The 17,264-nt window shown below is 60.5% G+C and carries 15 protein-coding genes; 10 read left to right on the forward strand and 5 right to left on the reverse strand.

Annotated elements, in window-relative coordinates:
* Positions 1–8 precede the first annotated feature (8 nt).
* Entirely contained in the window at positions 9–824 is an 816-nt protein-coding gene (locus DXT77_RS17575) for an ABC transporter ATP-binding protein (protein ID WP_119428576.1), read from the reverse strand.
* Positions 821–2,419, reverse strand: a complete 1,599-nt coding sequence (locus tag DXT77_RS17580; protein WP_119428577.1) for an ABC transporter permease — start codon at positions 2,417–2,419, stop codon at positions 821–823. Before DXT77_RS17580 ends, DXT77_RS17575 begins: the two co-directional genes overlap by 4 nt.
* A 304-nt stretch (positions 2,420–2,723) precedes the next feature.
* Here DXT77_RS17580 and DXT77_RS17585 point away from each other — a divergent pair, with 304 nt between their 5' ends.
* Positions 2,724–3,737 (forward strand): ABC transporter substrate-binding protein, encoded by a 1,014-nt coding sequence (locus tag DXT77_RS17585; RefSeq protein WP_119428578.1) that lies wholly within the window; start codon positions 2,724–2,726, stop codon positions 3,735–3,737.
* 96 nt (positions 3,738–3,833) lie between these two features.
* Here the strand turns inward: DXT77_RS17585 and DXT77_RS17590 are convergent, their stop codons facing one another.
* Positions 3,834–4,754: a LysR family transcriptional regulator gene (locus DXT77_RS17590; protein ID WP_039764497.1), complete on the reverse strand. Its 921-nt coding sequence runs from the start codon at positions 4,752–4,754 to the stop codon at positions 3,834–3,836.
* 180 nt (positions 4,755–4,934) lie between these two features.
* Between DXT77_RS17590 and DXT77_RS17595 the strand changes: the two genes are divergently transcribed.
* Positions 4,935–5,855 carry a TauD/TfdA family dioxygenase gene (locus DXT77_RS17595; RefSeq protein WP_085712666.1) on the forward strand — a complete coding sequence of 307 codons (921 nt, stop codon included), beginning with the start codon at positions 4,935–4,937 and terminating at the stop codon, positions 5,853–5,855.
* Positions 5,856–5,942: 87 nt separating this feature from the next.
* Here DXT77_RS17595 and DXT77_RS17600 read toward each other — a convergent pair whose 3' ends face one another.
* Together DXT77_RS17600 and DXT77_RS17605 are read right to left on the reverse strand one after the other, a co-directional pair.
* Positions 5,943–7,553, reverse strand: coding sequence for an alkaline phosphatase family protein (locus DXT77_RS17600; RefSeq protein ID WP_119428579.1), 1,611 nt, complete (start codon positions 7,551–7,553; stop codon positions 5,943–5,945).
* A 101-nt stretch (positions 7,554–7,654) separates the two neighbouring features.
* Positions 7,655–8,599, reverse strand: a complete 945-nt coding sequence (locus DXT77_RS17605) for a LysR family transcriptional regulator (RefSeq protein ID WP_039764502.1) — start codon at positions 8,597–8,599, stop codon at positions 7,655–7,657.
* A 165-nt stretch (positions 8,600–8,764) separates the two neighbouring features.
* Between DXT77_RS17605 and DXT77_RS17610 the strand changes: the two genes are divergently transcribed.
* From DXT77_RS17610 to DXT77_RS17645, 8 genes are all read left to right on the forward strand, one after another.
* Entirely contained in the window at positions 8,765–11,125 is a 2,361-nt protein-coding gene (locus tag DXT77_RS17610) for a TonB-dependent receptor (RefSeq protein WP_119428580.1), read from the forward strand.
* 23 nt (positions 11,126–11,148) lie between these two features.
* On the forward strand, positions 11,149–12,492 hold the full coding sequence (locus DXT77_RS17615) for an aryl-sulfate sulfotransferase (RefSeq protein ID WP_119428581.1): 1,344 nt from the start codon (positions 11,149–11,151) through the stop codon (positions 12,490–12,492).
* Positions 12,493–12,673: 181 nt separating this feature from the next.
* Entirely contained in the window at positions 12,674–13,000 is a 327-nt protein-coding gene (locus DXT77_RS17620; RefSeq protein WP_007952780.1) for a hypothetical protein, read from the forward strand.
* Positions 13,001–13,380: 380 nt separating this feature from the next.
* Positions 13,381–14,193, forward strand: a complete 813-nt coding sequence (locus tag DXT77_RS17625; RefSeq protein WP_119428582.1) for an energy transducer TonB — start codon at positions 13,381–13,383, stop codon at positions 14,191–14,193.
* Positions 14,194–14,238: 45 nt separating this feature from the next.
* Positions 14,239–14,964 (forward strand): MotA/TolQ/ExbB proton channel family protein, encoded by a 726-nt coding sequence (locus DXT77_RS17630; RefSeq protein ID WP_011331927.1) that lies wholly within the window; start codon positions 14,239–14,241, stop codon positions 14,962–14,964.
* Between the two features lies 1 nt (position 14,965).
* Positions 14,966–15,367 (forward strand): biopolymer transporter ExbD, encoded by a 402-nt coding sequence (locus tag DXT77_RS17635; protein ID WP_003220570.1) that lies wholly within the window; start codon positions 14,966–14,968, stop codon positions 15,365–15,367.
* Between the two features lie 167 nt (positions 15,368–15,534).
* The gene (locus tag DXT77_RS17640; RefSeq protein ID WP_119428583.1) at positions 15,535–16,116 is read left to right on the forward strand and encodes an alpha/beta hydrolase; all 582 of its coding nucleotides are present in this window, start codon (positions 15,535–15,537) and stop codon (positions 16,114–16,116) included.
* A gap of 57 nt (positions 16,117–16,173) precedes the next feature.
* Positions 16,174–17,106 (forward strand): sigma 54-interacting transcriptional regulator, encoded by a 933-nt coding sequence (locus DXT77_RS17645; protein WP_119428584.1) that lies wholly within the window; start codon positions 16,174–16,176, stop codon positions 17,104–17,106.
* The last annotated feature ends 158 nt before the right edge of the window (positions 17,107–17,264 follow it).

A 17,264-nucleotide genomic window follows, 5' to 3' on the forward strand; every position in this document is an offset into this window, starting at 1 on the left:
GCTCCTGTTCAGCAGGCAATGAACGACAACGGCAGATCACGGATCTGTACCGGCACGCTCGGTTGGTAATGGTCATCACTGGTCAATTCGTGCAGCAGTTCTTCGCGCAACTGGTGGAAGTCGAAACTGCTGCGCTGGCGCGGATGGGGCAGGGCAATGTCCACCACCTGTTTGATCCGGCCGGGACGCGGTTCCATGACCACCACGCGGTCGGCGAGGAAAATCGCTTCCTCGACATCGTGGGTGACCAGGATTGTGGTGATCTTTGCCCGCTCACGGATCGCCAGCAGTTCGTCCTGCATCTGCTGGCGGGTCAGCGCGTCGAGGGCGCCGAAGGGTTCGTCGAGCAACAGGATGCGTGGGCTCGCCACCAGTCCGCGAGCAATCGCCACACGCTGGGCCATGCCGCCGGAGAGTTGATGCGGGTAGGCGCGGGTGAAGTCGCGCAGGCCCACCAGTTCGATGAAATCGTTGACGCGCTGCTGCTTTTCAGCGGCCGTCAGCGGCTCGTTGACCAGGCCCAGACCGATGTTGTCGGCCACCGTCAACCACGGGAACAAACGGTGTTCCTGAAACACGATGCCGCGCTCGCCGCCAATGCCGCTGACAGCTTTGCCATCGACTGTGATCTGCCCGCGAAACTCCGTATCGAGCCCCACCAGCAAGCGCAGCAAGGTGGATTTGCCGCAGCCGCTGGAGCCGACGATGGCGACAAATTCGCCCTCGGCGATGTCGAGGTTGAATTCGCGGATCGCCTCCAGTTCGAAACCGTCGACGTCGAAGGATTTGCCTACGTGGGTGAAGCTGACAATCGGTGCGTTCATGCGTGTCTCCAGCGGGTGGCGCGGATTTCCAGGCGTTGGCCAATGAGGTTGAGCAGGGCGCCGGTGAGGCCGACCAGCAGCATCCCGGCCATGATCAGGTCCATGCGCAGCAGTTGTTGGGCGCCGATCATCTGGCTGCCGATGCCGCCGTTGGACGGCATGAAATATTCGGCGCCGATGGTGCCGAGCCAGGCGTAGATCAGGCTCAATCTGAGGCCGGCGAAAATCCCCGGCGCAGCGCCCGGCAACACCAGTCGACGCAGGCGTTGAACGAGGTTCAGGCGCAGCACCTGCGCGGCTTCGTTGAGTTGTGGCGAGAGGTTGGCGACGCTGCGTTGGGTGGCGACGAACAGCGGGAAAAACGCTGCAAGGGCGACGAACACCCATTTGGCCAGTTCGCCCAGACCGAACCACGCGGTGAGCAGCGGCACCCAGGCGAAAATCGCGATCTGCCGCAGGGCGGCGAGGGTCGGGCCGAGCACGCGTTCGCTGGTACGCGACAGCCCCAGCAGCAAGCCCAGCACGAGGCCGAGGCCGCCACCAATCAACAGGCCGCCGAGTGTGCGGCCGAGGCTCAGGGCCATCCCCGAAATCAACGTGCCGTCGAGCAATCCGTTTTTCGTCGCCTCAAGCACCACCCACGGGCTGACCAGAATGTTGGCATCGATCCATTGCTGATCGACCGCCAGTTGCCACAACGCAAACAACCCCAACGGCAACAGCCACGGCTGCACGCGCTGCCAGCCTTCGTAGCGCGGTCCGCGACGAATTTCTGCCGTGGCCGGATGCGGCCAGTGCACCAGTTTCCTGTCCAGCAGACCGATGCCGCGATCCATCGCCACGCCGATCAGGCCGATCACCACGATGCACACAAAGACGATGTCGAGCATGAACAGCTGACGCGCCCAGACCATCAGGTAACCGATGCCTTCGCTGGAGGCCAGCAGCTCGACGGCGAGCAACGAAGTCCAGCCAGCGGCCAATGCCAGACGCACACCGGCCATGAACGCCGGGAGCGCGGCGGGCAGCACCAATCGGCGGATCAACAGGCGTGGCGGCAGACGTAAAACAGCGGCGGCTTCACGCAGTTTCGGTTGCGCATCGCGCACGCCGACCAGGGTGTGCAGGGTCACCGGCACCACGATGGCCTTGACCAGTACCACCAGTTTCAGCGTTTCGCCGATGCCGAAAAACACCATGAACAGCGGAATCCACGCCAGCGTCGGCACCTGGGCCAGGCCGGCGAAAGTCGGGAAGATCAGGCGTTCGAGACGACGGCTGAAACCCAGCGCCGCACCGAGTACCGCGCCGGCGGTAACGCCCGCCAACAGGCCCCAGAACAACCGTTGCAGACTGATCCACAAATGACTCCACAACTCGCCCTGGGACAGCTCGATTGCGCTGTTCCACACCAGCGACGGCGCGGGAAGGATCTGCTCGCTCATCCATTGATTGCGCGCTGCCAGCCACCACAGGGCGAACAGTCCGAGCGGCAATATCCAGGGTAAAACGCGGTGGCTCAGGCTTGGCCAGGTGCGCCGGTTTTTCAACGGCGGTGCGGCCAGTGGCAGGCTGAGCAGGGATTCACGGGCCATGGGTGACCTCCGTTGTCGGGTTGGATCGTGTCAGCGGAATTAGCGGTGAACTTATCGTTATAAGTGAATTAAAAAATAATCATTTTGGAGATAAGCAGCGCCATTTAAGGCCTCCAGCCCTGCACGCATCCAATGCATTCGAAGAATATTTTCGATGCTCTCCATGCATATCGCTCTGCATGTCCCGACTTTGCTGGCTTAGCTTGAAAAGCTATAAAAATGTGCTTTTTAAGTATTTAAGTGCTGCTACGGATTGCGCCTACTTTCGGCTCCTCAATGCCCGTCGTGATCAGGAGCCGCACCCATGAACCTTCCCTTCAAACGTGTCATCAGTCTGTTTGCCGCGCCGGCACTGGCGGGTCTGCTGGCGTTCTCTGTCCAGGCCGACGAGCTCAAGGAAATCAGGATTGCCGTGCCTGATCTGAGCGCCGGCACCCAGCACAGCGGCGGGGGCATCGTGGACGTGCTGCGCGATCAGCAGATCTTCGAAAAGGCCTTCGCCGATCAGGGCATCAAGATTCAGTGGAGCTTCTTCAAGGGCGCCGGCCCGGTGATCAACGAGGCGTTCGCCAACGGCCAGGTGGATCTGGCTTATCTGGGGGATCTGGCGGCCATCATCGGCAAGTCCAACGGGTTGGATACGCGCTTGCTCAGCGCCAGCGCCCGGGGTGTGAAGCAATACTTGGGCGTGGTGCCGGGTTCGGGGATCAAGACGTTGCAGGATCTCAAAGGCAAGCGCGTGGCGATCTTCCGGGGCACCGCGACCCAGTTGTCGTTTGATGCCGCGCTGGCCAGCGTGGGCCTGAGCGAAAAGGACGTGAAAGTGATCAACCTCGATTTCAACGCAGCGGTTGCCGCGCTGGCGGCGAAGCAGATCGATGCATCATGGGGCAGCTCCGGGCTGACCGCCTTGCAGGCCAAAGGTCTGGCCGAGTTGCCTCTGAATACCAAGGACCTCGGTGGCGCCGGCAGTGTGCAGTCGGTGCTGGTGGGTACCGGCAAGTTTGTCGACGGGCATCCGGAAGCCGTGGCGAAGCTGCTCAAGGCGCAGCAACAGGCGGTGGAGTGGTTGACTCAGGACAGCAACAAGGACGCTTACGTGCAGTTGGTTTCTGGGCTGGCGAGTTATCCACCGGTGATTCTCACCCAGGATCTGAAGGATCAGAACCTGAGTGAAGTCTTCCCGTCGACTCTGGATCCGCTGTTCCTCGAAAACCTGCAGGGCAAGGTCGATCTGGCGGCGCAGCAGAAGCTGATCCGCAAGCCGTTCAAGGTGAACGAGTGGGTGGCGCCTGAACTGGCGGCTGCGAAGCTCTGAATTTTTAGCGTCAGAACAGACCTCATCGCCAGCAGGCTGGCTCCCACATTTGGAATGCATTTTCCTGTGTGAGCCAGCCTGCTGGCGATGACGACTTCAAACCGCGACACTGATTTCCTGTTTATCCACCGCCACCAACGTCTCGATCATCGCCCGCGCCGCCGGTGACAGCCTGAACCCCGTACGGCTCACAATCCCGCACCGCGCATTCATGCTCTCCAGGTTCTGCGGCAGGTTGCGCCAGTGCAGCAGCGCCAGCGAGCCCTGGGCGATGTCTTCGACAAACGCCTCTTCAGTGCCTACACCAATCGCGTTGGATTGCAGTACCACTTTCACCAGCGCGGGGAAATGCTCGGTCTCGATGGTCGGGGAAAAATCGATCCGCCCGCTGAGGTTCGCCAGCAGTTTGCGAATACCCGGCGGGATCAGCGTGGTCGCCAGCGGGTAGTCAAACATGTCGTTGGTCGACAGGCTTTCCTTGGCCAGCAGCGGATGCCCCGGCCGGCAGAAAAACACCCCGCGCTTGGGCGTCAGCGGCTGGGTCTGGAAGTTCGGGTCGGATTCGAAATGGCGGATGTCGGCGATGAAGAATTCGATCTCCTCGCGGCTCAGCGCGCGGCTGAGTTTTTCCCAGTTATCCACCTGAAAGCAGGTGCGCACTTTCGGGTGCGCGTTGATGAATTGCGCCACCGCGTCCGGCACCAGTTTCACCGCCGGCGCCGGGCCGCAACCGAAGTGCAGTTCGCCGGCGTCGAGCTTGGTCATCTGGGTCACTTCGGCGCTGAGCAATGCCGCGCCCTGCACCAGGGTCAGGGCGTGCTGGAGCACCACCTGACCTTCTGGAGTGGGGCGCAGATCCTTGTTGCCGCGATCCACCAGCACACAGCCGAACTCCTGCTCCAGCCCTTGAATGCTGCGGCTGAACGCCGGTTGAGTGATGCCCATGGCGTCGGCCGCGCGGACAAAACTGCGGTGTTCGTTGAGGGCGATGAAGTAGCGCAACTGGCGAAGATCCATATGCTTTTCCGGCATCCTAAAAATAGCTCGAAGGCATTTGCGACGAGGTTGCTTGAGGTTTTAAATGCAAGCTCTTATTCCGTCAACGAAGCATGTGAATATCTATTAGATGTAAATGGAATATAGATAGAGCGTTGTTTCGCTGCCGTCCAACCGCAAGCAGTCGATGAGGGTCTACCCATGAGCAATGCCGCACTCGCTGTAAAACCCGCTGTCCACGCGCTGGACATTCATCCGGTGGCCGGCCGTATCGGTGCCGAAATCCGTGGCGTGCACCTGTCCGGTGAACTGGATGCCGCAACGGTTGAAGCCATTCAACAGGCGCTGGTGCAGTACAAGGTCGTGTTCTTTCGCGAGCAGACCCAGCTCGACGATCAACGTCAGGAAGCCTTCGCCCATCTGCTCGGCGAACCGGTGGCGCACCCGACCGTGCCGTCCCGCGAGGGCACCCGGTACCTGCTGGAACTGGACGGCGCCGAAGGGCAGCGCGCCAACTCCTGGCACACCGACGTGACCTTCGTCGATGCCTACCCAAAGGCCTCGATCCTGCGTTCGGTGGTGGCCCCGGCATTCGGTGGCGACACGCTGTGGGCGAACACCGCGACCGCGTACAACGAACTGCCGACCGAGCTGCGTGAGCTGGCGGACAAACTGGTGGCCGTGCACAGCAACGAATACGACTACGCCGGGGCGAAGCCGGACGTCTCGGCGGAGAAGCTTGAGCGCTATCGCAAGATCTTTACCTCGACCGTCTACGAGACCGAACACCCGGTGGTCCGCGTACACCCGATCAGCGGCGAAAAAAGCTTGCTGCTGGGGCATTTCGTCAAACGCATCAAGGGTTACTCCCAGGCTGATTCGGCGCACCTGTTCGGCTTGTTGCAGAGTCATGTGATTCGTCAGGAAAACACCGTGCGCTGGCGCTGGAAGGCCGGTGATGTGGCGATCTGGGATAACCGTTCGACGCAGCATTATGCGATTGATGATTACGGCACTCAGGATCGGGTGGTGCGTCGGGTGACGCTGAAAGGGGAGGTGCCGGTCGGGGCGAATGGGCAGCGTAGTCAGACCATCAAAGGCGCCGAAATCGTCGGTGTCTGATCGGGCCTTATCGCGAGCAAGCTCGCTCCCACAGGTTTGCGGTGTACACAAATCCTGTGGGATCTGGCTTGCCAGCGATGCTTCAAATCACCACACGCCGATCTGCACCATCTTCTCCGTCTCCGGCTCCCCATAACGAAACCGCTGCCCACGCAAATCAATCTCCTGATGACTGATGGTCGTGCGCCGCTTCAAACCGCGCACCCACTCGAACAGATAGCCCGCATGCTCCTCGCGCACCGCCGCATATGCCGGGTCCGCGCCCAGATCCTGCAGCTCCTGCGGATCATTCAACAGATCGAAAAGCTGCGGCCGAAAGCCGTCGTACGCCAGGTATTTCCAACGCTCGCTACGCACCATGGTCATGCGGCAACGGTCGATCGGCTGGCCCAGTCGCTCCCGCGCCGGGGCCTGGAAGGCGTAGTCGTATTCGCTGATTGCATAGCGGCGCCATTCGGGATTCTCGCCGTGCAGCAGTGGAATCAGCGAGCGGCCTTCAAGTCGATGTTCGGCGCCCGTCACGCCCAGCGCTTCGAGAAAGGTCGGCATGCCGTCGATGGTTTCCGCCAGGCGCTCGTCCACCGTTCCCCGCGTGACATCCGCCGCCGCACGCGGGTCGCGCACGATCAACGGGACGCCCACCGCTTGCTCCAGCAAGAACTCCTTCTCTCCCAGCCAGTGATCGCCCAGAAAGTCGCCGTGATCGCTGGTGAACACGATCAGCGTGTCCTCCCAGCGGCCGTTGCTTTGCAGGAAATCGAACAGCCGCCCCAACTGATCATCGACCTGTTTGACCAGGCCCATGTACGTCGGGATCACGTTCAGTCGTACCGGGTCTTTGGAGAAGTTCAGGCTTTCCTCATGCTGGCGAAAGGCCTGATAGACCGGATGGTCGCTTGGAGAGGCATTACGTACCGGTTCGAGAATCGATTTCGTACTGTACAAAGTGTGGTACGGCGCCGGTACGATGTAGGGCCAGTGGGGTTTGATATAGGACAGGTGTAAAAACCACGGTTTTTCACCTTGCTCACCGATGAAGTCGATGGCTCGATTTGTAGTGTAGACAGTCTCTGAATGTTGCTCGGGAATTCGCGCCGGCAGATGGGCGTTGCGCATTTTCCAGCCGCTGAGGATTTCGCCGTTGTCGCCTTCAGCGGCGTTGGCCCAGTCGTGCCAGGGGTTTCGCCCTTCGAAACCCTGCTCGCGCAGGTAATGGGTATACGGCGCGGATTCGCGTTTGTCATCGAACAGCGGGTCGTCGGGGAAGATGCCGTCGTGACGAAAGTACGGCTCGAAGCCGACTTCGTTCAGCACTTCGGCCTGGGCGCTTTCAGGGTTGATCGCCAGCCGCTGCAAGGCATCCACGTTGGCCGTGGCGTGGGTCTTGCCGACCAGCGCAGTACGAATGCCGTGGGGCCGCAGGTAATCGCCGATGGTCAGTTCTTCCAGCGGCAGCGGCACGGCGTTCCATGCCACTTGATGGCTGCTGACATAACGCCCGGTGTAGGCCGACATCCGCGACGGTCCGCAGATCGTGCCCTGGGTGTAGGCGCGACTGAAGCGCACGCCGGTGGCGGCCAGGCGATCAATGTTCGGAGTGTGCAGATGCGGGTGGCCGTAGCACGACAGGTAATCGCGGCGCAGTTGATCGCACATGATGTACAGCACGTTGCGCACGGGGTTTTGCGGGTTGGACATGGGGTTCACCAGTCAGAAAGACAGGCGAGGTTTTTCGCTTTCGGCGAGGGTGTTCGGCAAGTGCATTCGGGGAATGCTTGTGATGCATGAAACGCATGGGCTCAGACGGCCAGGTTTGCCAGCGAGCACACCTCCTCATCCACCGCATCAATCGCCTTGATCTGCTCGATCATCGCCTCGGCCAACGGTGACAACCGATACCCGGCGCGGCTGACAATTCCGTAACGGGTGTAAAGCTCCTCCAGATCATCCGCCAACCCTTCTACCTTCAAACACACCAGCTCACCCCGGGCCTGATGCAGTGCATCCGAATAGGCGCCAACGATGCCGATCGCATCGGAGCGCAGCACCACGCCGAGCAGGCTGGCGCTGTTTTCACATTCCACATTCGGGACGAAATCCGGCCGGCCACTAAGGTCGACGATGACCTTGCGCAGGTTCGGCGGACGAATGCTCACGGCCAGTGGATAACTCATCAATTGCTCGGCCGTGACCCGATCCGATGCGGCCAGCGGATGCCCGGCGCGACAGCAGAAATGCCATTTGCGTGGCCGCAAACGGTGGGTCAGATAATCCGGATCCGCCTCGAAGTGACGGGTGTCGGCGACAAAGAATTCGAACTCTTCGCTCAGCAGTCGCTTGCTCAGGCTCTGCCAGTCATCGACCTGGTAATGCACCCGCGCTTTCGGGTAGCGGCCGATGAAGCTGCCGATCGCTCGCGGGATCAATCCTGCCGCCGGCGCCGGGCCGCAACCGAAGCGCAATTCCCCCGCCTCAAGCCCGTTGAACTGGCTGATCTCGTTGGCCATCTGCTGCGCACCGCTGACCAGCCGCCGCGCGTGCTCAAGCAGCACCTGACCCTGTTTGGTCGGCGGCAATTCCTTGCGCCCGCGATCCACCAACTGGCAACCGACGCTGTGCTCCAGCGCCTGAATGCTGCGGCTGAACGCCGACTGCGACAGGTTCACCGCCTGCGCGCCCGCGACGAAGCTGCGTTGTTCGGCGAGGGCGATGAAGTGTCTGAGCTGGCGCAAATCGATATGCATTTTTCACATAAAAAATATCCGGGAAATGCATTGGATATGCATTAGGTCGACTCCTTATAAAGGCAATCTCTTATGCAGTAAATCTTTGTAAAAACATAAATAAATAACTTAAAAGAATATGCGGCGTGAAAGATGTCTGCGTGTTTTTTGACCAGGAGCAGCCCCATGAGTCCGTTGAACCTCGCTTCACCGCCGCCGCCACGACGGCTCAAACGTCTGCCTCTGGCCCTGCTGCTGGCGGGGAGTGCCAGTTGGACCCACGGCAACGCCGCTGAAACGGAAACCCCTGTGCCGGCACCGGCAGGCAAGACCGCGACCGCCACTTCACAACTGGAAACCGTGACCGTCACTACCCGCCGTCGCGAAGAAAGTTCGCAGGATGTTCCAACGCCGATGAGCGTGGTCAGCGGTCAGACCCTGGAGACGCAACGGGTCTATCGCATCCAGGATCTGCAGCAGTTGGTGCCCAGCGTCAACGTCGCCTACATGCATGCGCGCCAGTCCAGCGTGTCGATTCGCGGCCTGGGTAACAACCCGGCCAGTGATGGCCTGGAAGGTAGCGTCGGCCTGTACATCGACAACGTTTATCTGGGCCGTCCGGGGATGGCGGTGTTCGACCTGATGGACATCGAACAGCTTGAAGTCCTGCGCGGTCCGCAGGGGACATTATTCGGCAAGAACACCACCGCCGGGGTGATCAACATCAGCACCCGCCCGCCGAGTTTTACCCCGGAGCACAGCATCGAAACCTCGGTCGGCGAGGACGGTTATTTCCAGACCAAGGGCACGCTTTCCGGGCCGCTCAACGATCAACTGGCCGGGCGAATTTCCGCCTATCGCACCCGCAGCGATGGCGACATCAAAAACGAATTCAACGGTCATGACCTGAACGGCGGTTCCCGCGACGGCTTCCGGGCACAGCTGTTGTTCAAGCCCAACGAGAATTTCAATCTGCGCTGGATCGGTGATTACAACGAAGAGGATTCCAGCGCCGGCACCCGCGTGCTGTACAACACCGGGCCGACCATCAATGGCGTCAACCTCTATCAGTCCCGGGCCAACGCCGCCGGCGCGACGCTGGTCAACGGCTCGCACCGCAAGGTCAATCTGGACAACGACCAGCACGTCACGGTGCATCAGGGCGGCACATCGGTGGAGGCCAACTGGACGTTGCCGAGCGACTTCACCCTGACCTCGATCAGCTCCTATCGCTACTGGAATTTCACCCCGGCCAACGATGATGGTCTCAACGTTGCGGCAACCTACAACGCCGGGGTTTCTGTCGAGGACAAACAGTATTCGCAGGAATTTCGTCTGGCGTCGCCCAAGGGCGAGTCCTTCGATTACGTGCTCGGCGCGTACTACTTTGGCTCGGACCTGGACAACAAGTCCTTCGCCTATTACGGCCCCCAGGCCGACATCTGGAACGGCACGCCACGGGGCGCATTGGCCAACGTCGGCAGTGTCGGTCGCGGCCACATCCAGACCGACAGTTTTGCGCTGTTCGCCCAAGGCACCTGGCACCTCACACCACGCCTGGATTTCACCGCCGGAGTGCGCGGCACCTATGAAGAGAAGAACGCCTGGGTCACTCGCGATGCACCGGTCGGCGGTGCCGCTGTCACCGGCGCAGCGGCCACTGCACGACGCGGACGTACCGGCGCTTACGATTCTGGCGATCTCAATCAGTACAGCTCCAGCCCATCCGGATTGCTCAACCTCAGTTATCGCATCACCGATGATCTGCTCGGTTACGCCACGCTGTCCCACGGCGAGAAATCCGGAGGGGTCAACCTTGTGGTCGGCTCGGCGCCGACCGCTGGCGCCGACTCGTTGCTGATCGGCACCGAACGCGCCAACAACGCTGAACTCGGCTTCAAGAGCACCCTGTGGGATCGGCGTTTGCAGCTCAACGCCAACGTGTTCTGGACGCAGGTCAACGCTTACCAGACCAACGCCTACGACGACGTCAACCGGGTGCAATACCTGACCAACGCCGGCTCAGTGCGCTCACGTGGCGTGGAATTCGAAAGCACCGTGATCCCGTTGCGCGGCTTGACGCTGAACTTCAACGGCTCGTTCAACGACGTCAGTTACCTCTCCTACAAAGATGCTCCGTGCCCACCTGAAGTCAGCCTTGCACCGCGTGCTCCGGCCTCTTGCGACCTCAGCGGTCACCAGGTTGTCGGCGCCTCGAAATGGATCGGCAACGCCAACGGCAAATACGAATGGAATCTGGCCAACGGGCTGCAACCCTATGTCACCGGCAGCTATGCATTCCGCTCCAAAGCGGTGGGTACGGTCGAGGATTCCGACTACGGCCAGATCCCGAGTTACGCGGTGGTCAATCTCTCCACCGGCCTGCGCGGCGATTTCAATCAGGGCCAGTGGGACGTCTCGCTGTGGCTGAAAAACGCCTTCGACAAAACCTACTACACGACCCTGTGGACCGGCGGCAACGGCGGTTATGAAGGCCTGCTCGGTACGCCGCGCACCCTCGGCGTCACCGGTCGCTACGACTTCTGATCGATCCTTCAAGGAGCTGCATCATGTTGCGCATCAAAACCGCTTTACCGGTGTTGTTGTCCGGCGCAGTGCTCAGTGCCGGAGCGCTCGCCGCGCCCAGCGTCTATCCCACCGGTGTCACCCGATACGACCCGGCCAAGGCCTTCAACCAATATGTGATCTTCAGCGGTGCCGACAAGCAGACGCACCTGATCGACATGAACGGCAACGAAGTGAAGAGCTGGCCTCAGGCCGGCTTCCCGTCAGCGATCATCGACCCGAAACTGGTCGGTGGTGAGCGTGGCCATGTGTTGCTGCAACTGAGCGAAAAGGATCCGGGCAAGCTCGGTTCTGCCGGCAACGGCCTGGGCAATCAGAGTGTCGGCGAGCTGGACTGGAACGGCAAAGTCGTCTGGCAGTGGGGCGACAAGGCACCCGGTGGCGCTGCGCAACAGCATCACGACCAGCGTCGCCTGAGCAACGGCAACACCGTGGTGCTGGCGAACAAGGTGCACAAGGTCAAAGGCTTCAAAGTGCCCGAGGTGATCGACGATGCGATCTACGAAGTCAGCTCTACGGGCGAGGTGAAATGGCAGTGGCTGGCGTCGGATCACTTGAACGAGTTCGGTTTCACCGCCGAACAATTGAAGCTGGTGCGGGCCAGTGAAAATCCGGATTACCTGCACATCAACAACCTCAGCCTGGTCGGGCCGAACAAGTGGTTCGATGCCGGCGACAAACGCTTCAACCCGGACAATCTGCTGCTCGATTCACGCAACGCCAACTTCATCGCGATCATCGACAAACACAGTGGCAAAGTGGTCTGGCGCCTGGGGCCGAATCTGCCGCTGACCAACCCGAAAACCGCTCAGAAAATACCGCGCCCGGTGGACCAGTTTGTTGGCCAGCATGACGCGCACATCATCCCGGCCGGACTGCCCGGCGCCGGCAATCTGCTGGTGTTCGACAACCAGGGTTCGGCGGGTTACCCGAACGTCACGCTGGGGCTGATTTCCGGCTCGCGGGTGCTGGAAATCGACCCGGTGAAAAACGAAATCGTCTGGCAGTACAGCGCCGCCAATTCGAAGCAGCCGGGGTGGGCGTTCTACAGCTCGTTCATCAGCAGCGCGCGGCGTTTGCCCAACGGCAACACGCTGATCGACGAGGGCATGAACGGGCGGTTCTTCCAAGTGACAGCCAGCGGTGAAAACGTCTGGGAATACGTCAGCCCCTATCTGGGCAAGGCACCGGGCAGCGACGCGATCAGCAACTGGGTCTATCGGGCTCTGCCTGTGAGTTATGACTGGGTGCCGGCCGGGACGCCGCGTTCGGAGACGGCCGTGATTGCGCCGGCCATTGGTGCGCAACAGACCCATGCCAGTCGTTAGTTATCAGGACTCTTACGAATCGAAATAAGTTATGAATGACATGAATAGTGCATATAGCAATATCGTTGAAAAGTCCCGTGGACAATAAGTGAATGGCGAACCATCCTGAGTGTCGTGAGTTTCCAGGAGGAAACTTGCTCTCATCGGAAGACACTTATCCAACGATAAAGGAAATCTCGTTATGTCGAGCATTAATGGCAACTATGTAAACGCTAACGCTGGCGCCAAACTGACGATTACCGATGGCAACGACTCCAACGGCACCTTCAGCGGAAAATTCAGCCAGAACGGCGTGAACTACGACATCGCGTACGGTCACTACCACTTCCAGAACAGCACCGGGCAGCCTACGATCATTACTTTCGCGGCTCTGAATGACGGCACTGGCTATCAGTCCTGGACCCTGTTCTCGCCGGATCACAACTACTCGAAAGTTCGTGCGGTGGGCTCGCGTACCAACTTTGACGGTGATGTAGTGGGTCTGGCCGGGGAGTTTGTGAAGCAATAAGAAATTCTGCAAGTCGAAGGCCGATGCATTAAACATGCATCGGCCTTTTTATTTGTCTCTTGAAAAGTTCGTCAACTATCACCTTGGAATTAGATGTCACCGGATCCCGGGTCATCGATAACCCGATGCCTTGGATGAATACTTTTTATGCCGGGAAAGCATGTCGATTCCGGCGAATCGCTGGAAGCCTTGCGGGCCGTGGCTTGGGTGGAAATGACCGTTTTGCATATTCCATAAATGTCTATTCATAACATGAAAGATTACTTTCGGAGATAAGCCTCCAACCCCAATGATTGACCCATCGATCACGCCGTGGGGGATTCAACAAGCGGCGAATCGGCTACGCGAAAAAACGCAAAGAGACCGCAGGGAGTAAATCAATGGGCAATGTCCAGACCGCCGCCAGTGCACAGGAGGTGCTGTGGCGCCAGGCGCCGAGCGGCGAGTTGGTCGATCTCGGCCGGCCCCATCGCGTGCCGTTGGGGCAGCTGCGTTTGCAGCGCGCGCCCAAGGGCATTCTGAGCCGCCGCGAAACGATTCTGCTCGGCGTTCTGGCGCTGGTGGTGCATGGCGCGGTGATCTACTGGATCAACCAGCATCCGACACCGGCGCTGCCGATCGTGCCGCCGGAAATTCCACCGATGACCATCGAATTTTCGCGCCCGGCACCCCCGGCGCCGCCAGAGGTTGTACCGCCGCCACCGGCACCTGTGGTCGAGCCTCCACCGCCGGTAGAGGACGAACTGGCAACCAAGCCGCCACCGAAACCGAAGCCGATTCCCAAACCGAAACCGGTCGCCAAACCGGTACCGAAGCCGGCGCCCAAAGCTGTCGAGCAACCGCCGGCTCCGCCACAACCGGCCGCTCCGGTCGCCGCGCCTGCGCCACCTGCACCACCGGCGCCTGCTCCGGTGACCCCGGCCTCGGCCAACGCCGCGTACCTGAAGAACCCGGCGCCTGAGTATCCGTCGCTGGCCCAGCGTCGCGGTTGGGAAGGCACGGTGTTGCTGCGAGTGCACGTTTTGGCCAGCGGCAAACCGGGCGAGATCCAGATTCAGAAAAGCAGTGGCCGGCAACAGCTCGACGACGCGGCGCTGGACGCCGTGAAGCGCTGGAGCTTCGTGCCGGCCAAGCAGGGTGATGTCGCCCAGGACGGCTGGGTCAGCGTGCCCATCGATTTCAAGATTCACTAAACCGAAACCAAATTCGCGCGAAATGTTTACACGAGGGAACACATCATGACGTTACTGGCATCTCCACTGGAATCCATCGAAAGCGCGGTGATCTGGCTGCTGGTGGTCTTCTCTGTCGCCACCTGGGGCCTGGCATTGCTCAAGGCTGTGCAGTTTGGTCGGTTGAAGGCGCAGGATCGCAAATTTCACAAGCGCTTCTGGGCGGCGTCGAGTCTGGACTCCGCCGCCGAGTTGAGCGAAACCCAGCCCGGCGCCGCAGCGCGGGTGGCACAGGCCGGTTACGCGGCGATTCAAGTGGGTGAGGCGCCGCAGGCCAATGACCTGAGCCAGGCGATCAACCATCAGGACCGCCTCGAACGTGCCTTGCGTCAGCAGATCGTCCGCGAGCGTCGTTCGCTGGAAACCGGTCTGGCGGTGGTCGCGAGTATTGGCAGCACCTCGCCGTTCATTGGCCTGTTCGGCACGGTGTGGGGAATCATGGAAGCGTTGAAGGGAATCAGCGCGGCGGGCTCGGCGAGCCTGGAAACGGTCGCAGGGCCCATCGGTGCAGCGCTGGTCGCCACCGGTGTGGGGATCGCGGTCGCGGTGCCGGCGGTGCTGGTTTACAACTACTTTTTGCGTCGTCTGAAACTGACGGCGGCGGATCTGGACGACTTTGCCCACGACTTCTACAGCCTGGCGCAAAAGAGTTCGTTCCGCGTGCTGATCCACCCGACCGCGCACAAGGCTGCGGCCCAGGGCAACGCGACAAAAGTTAAGGAGGCGTCCTGATATGGCCTTCTCCACGCAAGACAGCGACGAGGTGCTGAGCGAGATCAACGTGACGCCGCTGGTGGATGTGATGCTGGTGCTGCTGGTGGTGTTCATCGTCACCGCGCCGCTGTTGACCAACGCGATACCGATCAACCTGCCGAAGACCGAAGCGGTGGCGCCGGTCGAGCAGAAAGACCCGTTGGTGGTGAGCATCGACGGTGCTGGAAAACTGTTTATCAACAAGGACGAAATCCAGCCGGATCTGCTGGAGTTCAACCTCAAGTCGGCCAAGGCCAAGGACCCGGAAGTGCGCGTGCAATTACAGGCGGACGACGGGGTGAATTACGGCGAAGTGGCGCGAGCCATGGCATCGATTGAGCGGGCGGGCATCACCAAACTGTCGGTGATCACTGCACGATAAGGGTTTCACGTTTTTCCGGGGCCGTCTCCTTGGCAGGGTGCGGCCCCTTTTTTGTCTGAGACTTGATATTCATTTCAGGTCTTAATAAATAGCTTCTTATTCCTTAACGAATATAAATCCCATCCCTATACTCGATCAGGAACAGACACGACGCAGGAGAGCTCCCCATGCGCAACGAATCAATCCGCTATCTGATTGTGCCGGGCTGGCAAGGATCGCCAGAAGATCATTGGCAAAGCCACTGGCAGAACAGTCTGCCGAACAGCGCGCGGGTGGAGCAGGCCGATTGGCTGACGCCGCGTCGTGAAGACTGGGTCGCGGCGCTGGCCGAAGCGATTGCCGCCGACAGCACGCCGGTGATTCTCATCGCTCACAGCCTGGGTTGCATCACCGTGGCGCACTGGGCGGCTACCGCGCCGTTGCAGCATTTGCGTCAGGTACGCGGTGCGCTGCTGGTCGCGCCGGCGGATGTGGAGCGTCCGGCCTGCGTGCCGGCACTGCGCAATTTCGCGCCGATTCCCACCGATCTGCTGCCGTTCCCGAGCCAGGTCGTCAGTTCCGACAACGATGCCGCCGTCAGCGCGCCGCGTGCGCTGGAACTGGCGCGCAACTGGGGCGCCGAGGCGGGGATTCTCGCGGGCGCCGGTCATATCAACGTGAAGTCCGGGCATCAACGCTGGGAGCAGGGGTTCGCTTATTTGTATCGCCTGCAAAACCGCATGGAACAACACGCCCGGCGTCGTGCCTGACCACTTATATATTTTTCAACGCCCCCGTCTCCCGGCGATTTGGGGCGGGAGTCTGCCATGAGTTTCGAAACCTTCGGTCAGCCGTTGCTGACCTTTCCCGATGCGGAAAAAAGTCCCCTGAGCATTCGCGCCAAGGCGCTGGTGTTCGTTGATCCACGCTCTCGTCAGTTGCGCGAGGAAATGGCCCAGCTCGCACCGCGCTCGACGTCGGTGCTGATTCGCGGCGAGACCGGCACCGGCAAGGAATTGCTCGCCCGCCATATCCACCGCGCCAGTGATCGCAGCGGCTTGTTTGTCTCGGTCAATTGCGGGGCGATCAGCCCGACCTACGCCGATGCCGAACTGTTCGGCTACGCCGCTGGCAGTTACAGCGGTTCGGCCAGTAGCCGCGCCGGCTGGTTCGGTTCGGCCAATGGCGGCACCTTGTACCTGGACGAGATCGGCGATCTGCCGCTGCCGATCCAGATCAAATTGCTTTCCGCCCTGGAAAACCACGAAGTCACCCGCGTCGGTGCGCATCAGCCGAGCCCGGTGGACGTGCGACTGGTCGCTGCGACCAGCATCGATCTGGCGCAAGCAGTGGCGGCGGGGAAATTCCACGAGCGGCTTTATCACTATCTCAGCGAAGGGCATCTGGAACTGCCGGCGTTGCGGGCGCGGGTCGGTGACATTCTGTCGCTGGCCGAGTACTTCCTTGGCATCTACAGCCAGCGCCTGGATCTGCCGGTGCCGCTGATCAGCGAAGCGGCGCAGGAGGTGCTGGAGCAGCACAGCTGGCCGGGCAACACCCGGGAGCTGGAAAACGTCATTCACTTTGCACTTCTGGTGAGCACTGGCGATGAAATCCTGCCGGAGCACCTGAACCTGCCCGAGGTGTCTGGGTCGCCGGTTCAGATCGAACGTCAGGTGGCGAGCATCACTGTCAAAGGGACAGCCGGGGAACGTAAGGCATTGAAAGAATTACTGTTGAGCCTGAGTGAGGCTTTGTAACCATTTTGTTCAACATGAACAAAATGGAATATGAAGCTGAATAAACGTTATTGTCCGGGAATAAAAAATCCCGGTATTGTCCGACTCACGCCAGCAGTAGCACATCGCTGGCACACGTATTAATGCCGTCGTCGATGACGACCGTGATTTTCGACTAA

Source organism: Pseudomonas sp. 91RF, from assembly GCF_003576265.1.
GTDB classification, from domain to species: Bacteria; Pseudomonadota; Gammaproteobacteria; order Pseudomonadales; family Pseudomonadaceae; genus Aquipseudomonas; species Aquipseudomonas kribbensis.

Excerpts from the sequence above, each read along its gene's own strand:
- DXT77_RS17605 (WP_039764502.1), bottom strand. The coding sequence starts at position 8,599 with ATGCATATCGATTTGCGCCAGCTCAGACACTTCATCGCCCTCGCCGAA.
- DXT77_RS17640 (WP_119428583.1), top strand. The coding sequence starts at position 15,535 with ATGCGCAACGAATCAATCCGCTATCTGATTGTGCCGGGCTGGCAAGGA.
- DXT77_RS17590 (WP_039764497.1), bottom strand. The coding sequence starts at position 4,754 with ATGGATCTTCGCCAGTTGCGCTACTTCATCGCCCTCAACGAACACCGC.
- DXT77_RS17645 (WP_119428584.1), top strand. The coding sequence starts at position 16,174 with ATGAGTTTCGAAACCTTCGGTCAGCCGTTGCTGACCTTTCCCGATGCG.
- DXT77_RS17580 (WP_119428577.1), bottom strand. The coding sequence starts at position 2,419 with ATGGCCCGTGAATCCCTGCTCAGCCTGCCACTGGCCGCACCGCCGTTG.
- DXT77_RS17635 (WP_003220570.1), top strand. The coding sequence starts at position 14,966 with ATGGCCTTCTCCACGCAAGACAGCGACGAGGTGCTGAGCGAGATCAAC.
- DXT77_RS17585 (WP_119428578.1), top strand. The coding sequence starts at position 2,724 with ATGAACCTTCCCTTCAAACGTGTCATCAGTCTGTTTGCCGCGCCGGCA.
- DXT77_RS17615 (WP_119428581.1), top strand. The coding sequence starts at position 11,149 with ATGTTGCGCATCAAAACCGCTTTACCGGTGTTGTTGTCCGGCGCAGTG.
- DXT77_RS17620 (WP_007952780.1), top strand. The coding sequence starts at position 12,674 with ATGTCGAGCATTAATGGCAACTATGTAAACGCTAACGCTGGCGCCAAA.
- DXT77_RS17600 (WP_119428579.1), bottom strand. The coding sequence starts at position 7,553 with ATGTCCAACCCGCAAAACCCCGTGCGCAACGTGCTGTACATCATGTGC.
- DXT77_RS17610 (WP_119428580.1), top strand. The coding sequence starts at position 8,765 with ATGAGTCCGTTGAACCTCGCTTCACCGCCGCCGCCACGACGGCTCAAA.
- DXT77_RS17595 (WP_085712666.1), top strand. The coding sequence starts at position 4,935 with ATGAGCAATGCCGCACTCGCTGTAAAACCCGCTGTCCACGCGCTGGAC.
- DXT77_RS17630 (WP_011331927.1), top strand. The coding sequence starts at position 14,239 with ATGACGTTACTGGCATCTCCACTGGAATCCATCGAAAGCGCGGTGATC.
- DXT77_RS17625 (WP_119428582.1), top strand. The coding sequence starts at position 13,381 with ATGGGCAATGTCCAGACCGCCGCCAGTGCACAGGAGGTGCTGTGGCGC.
- DXT77_RS17575 (WP_119428576.1), bottom strand. The coding sequence starts at position 824 with ATGAACGCACCGATTGTCAGCTTCACCCACGTAGGCAAATCCTTCGAC.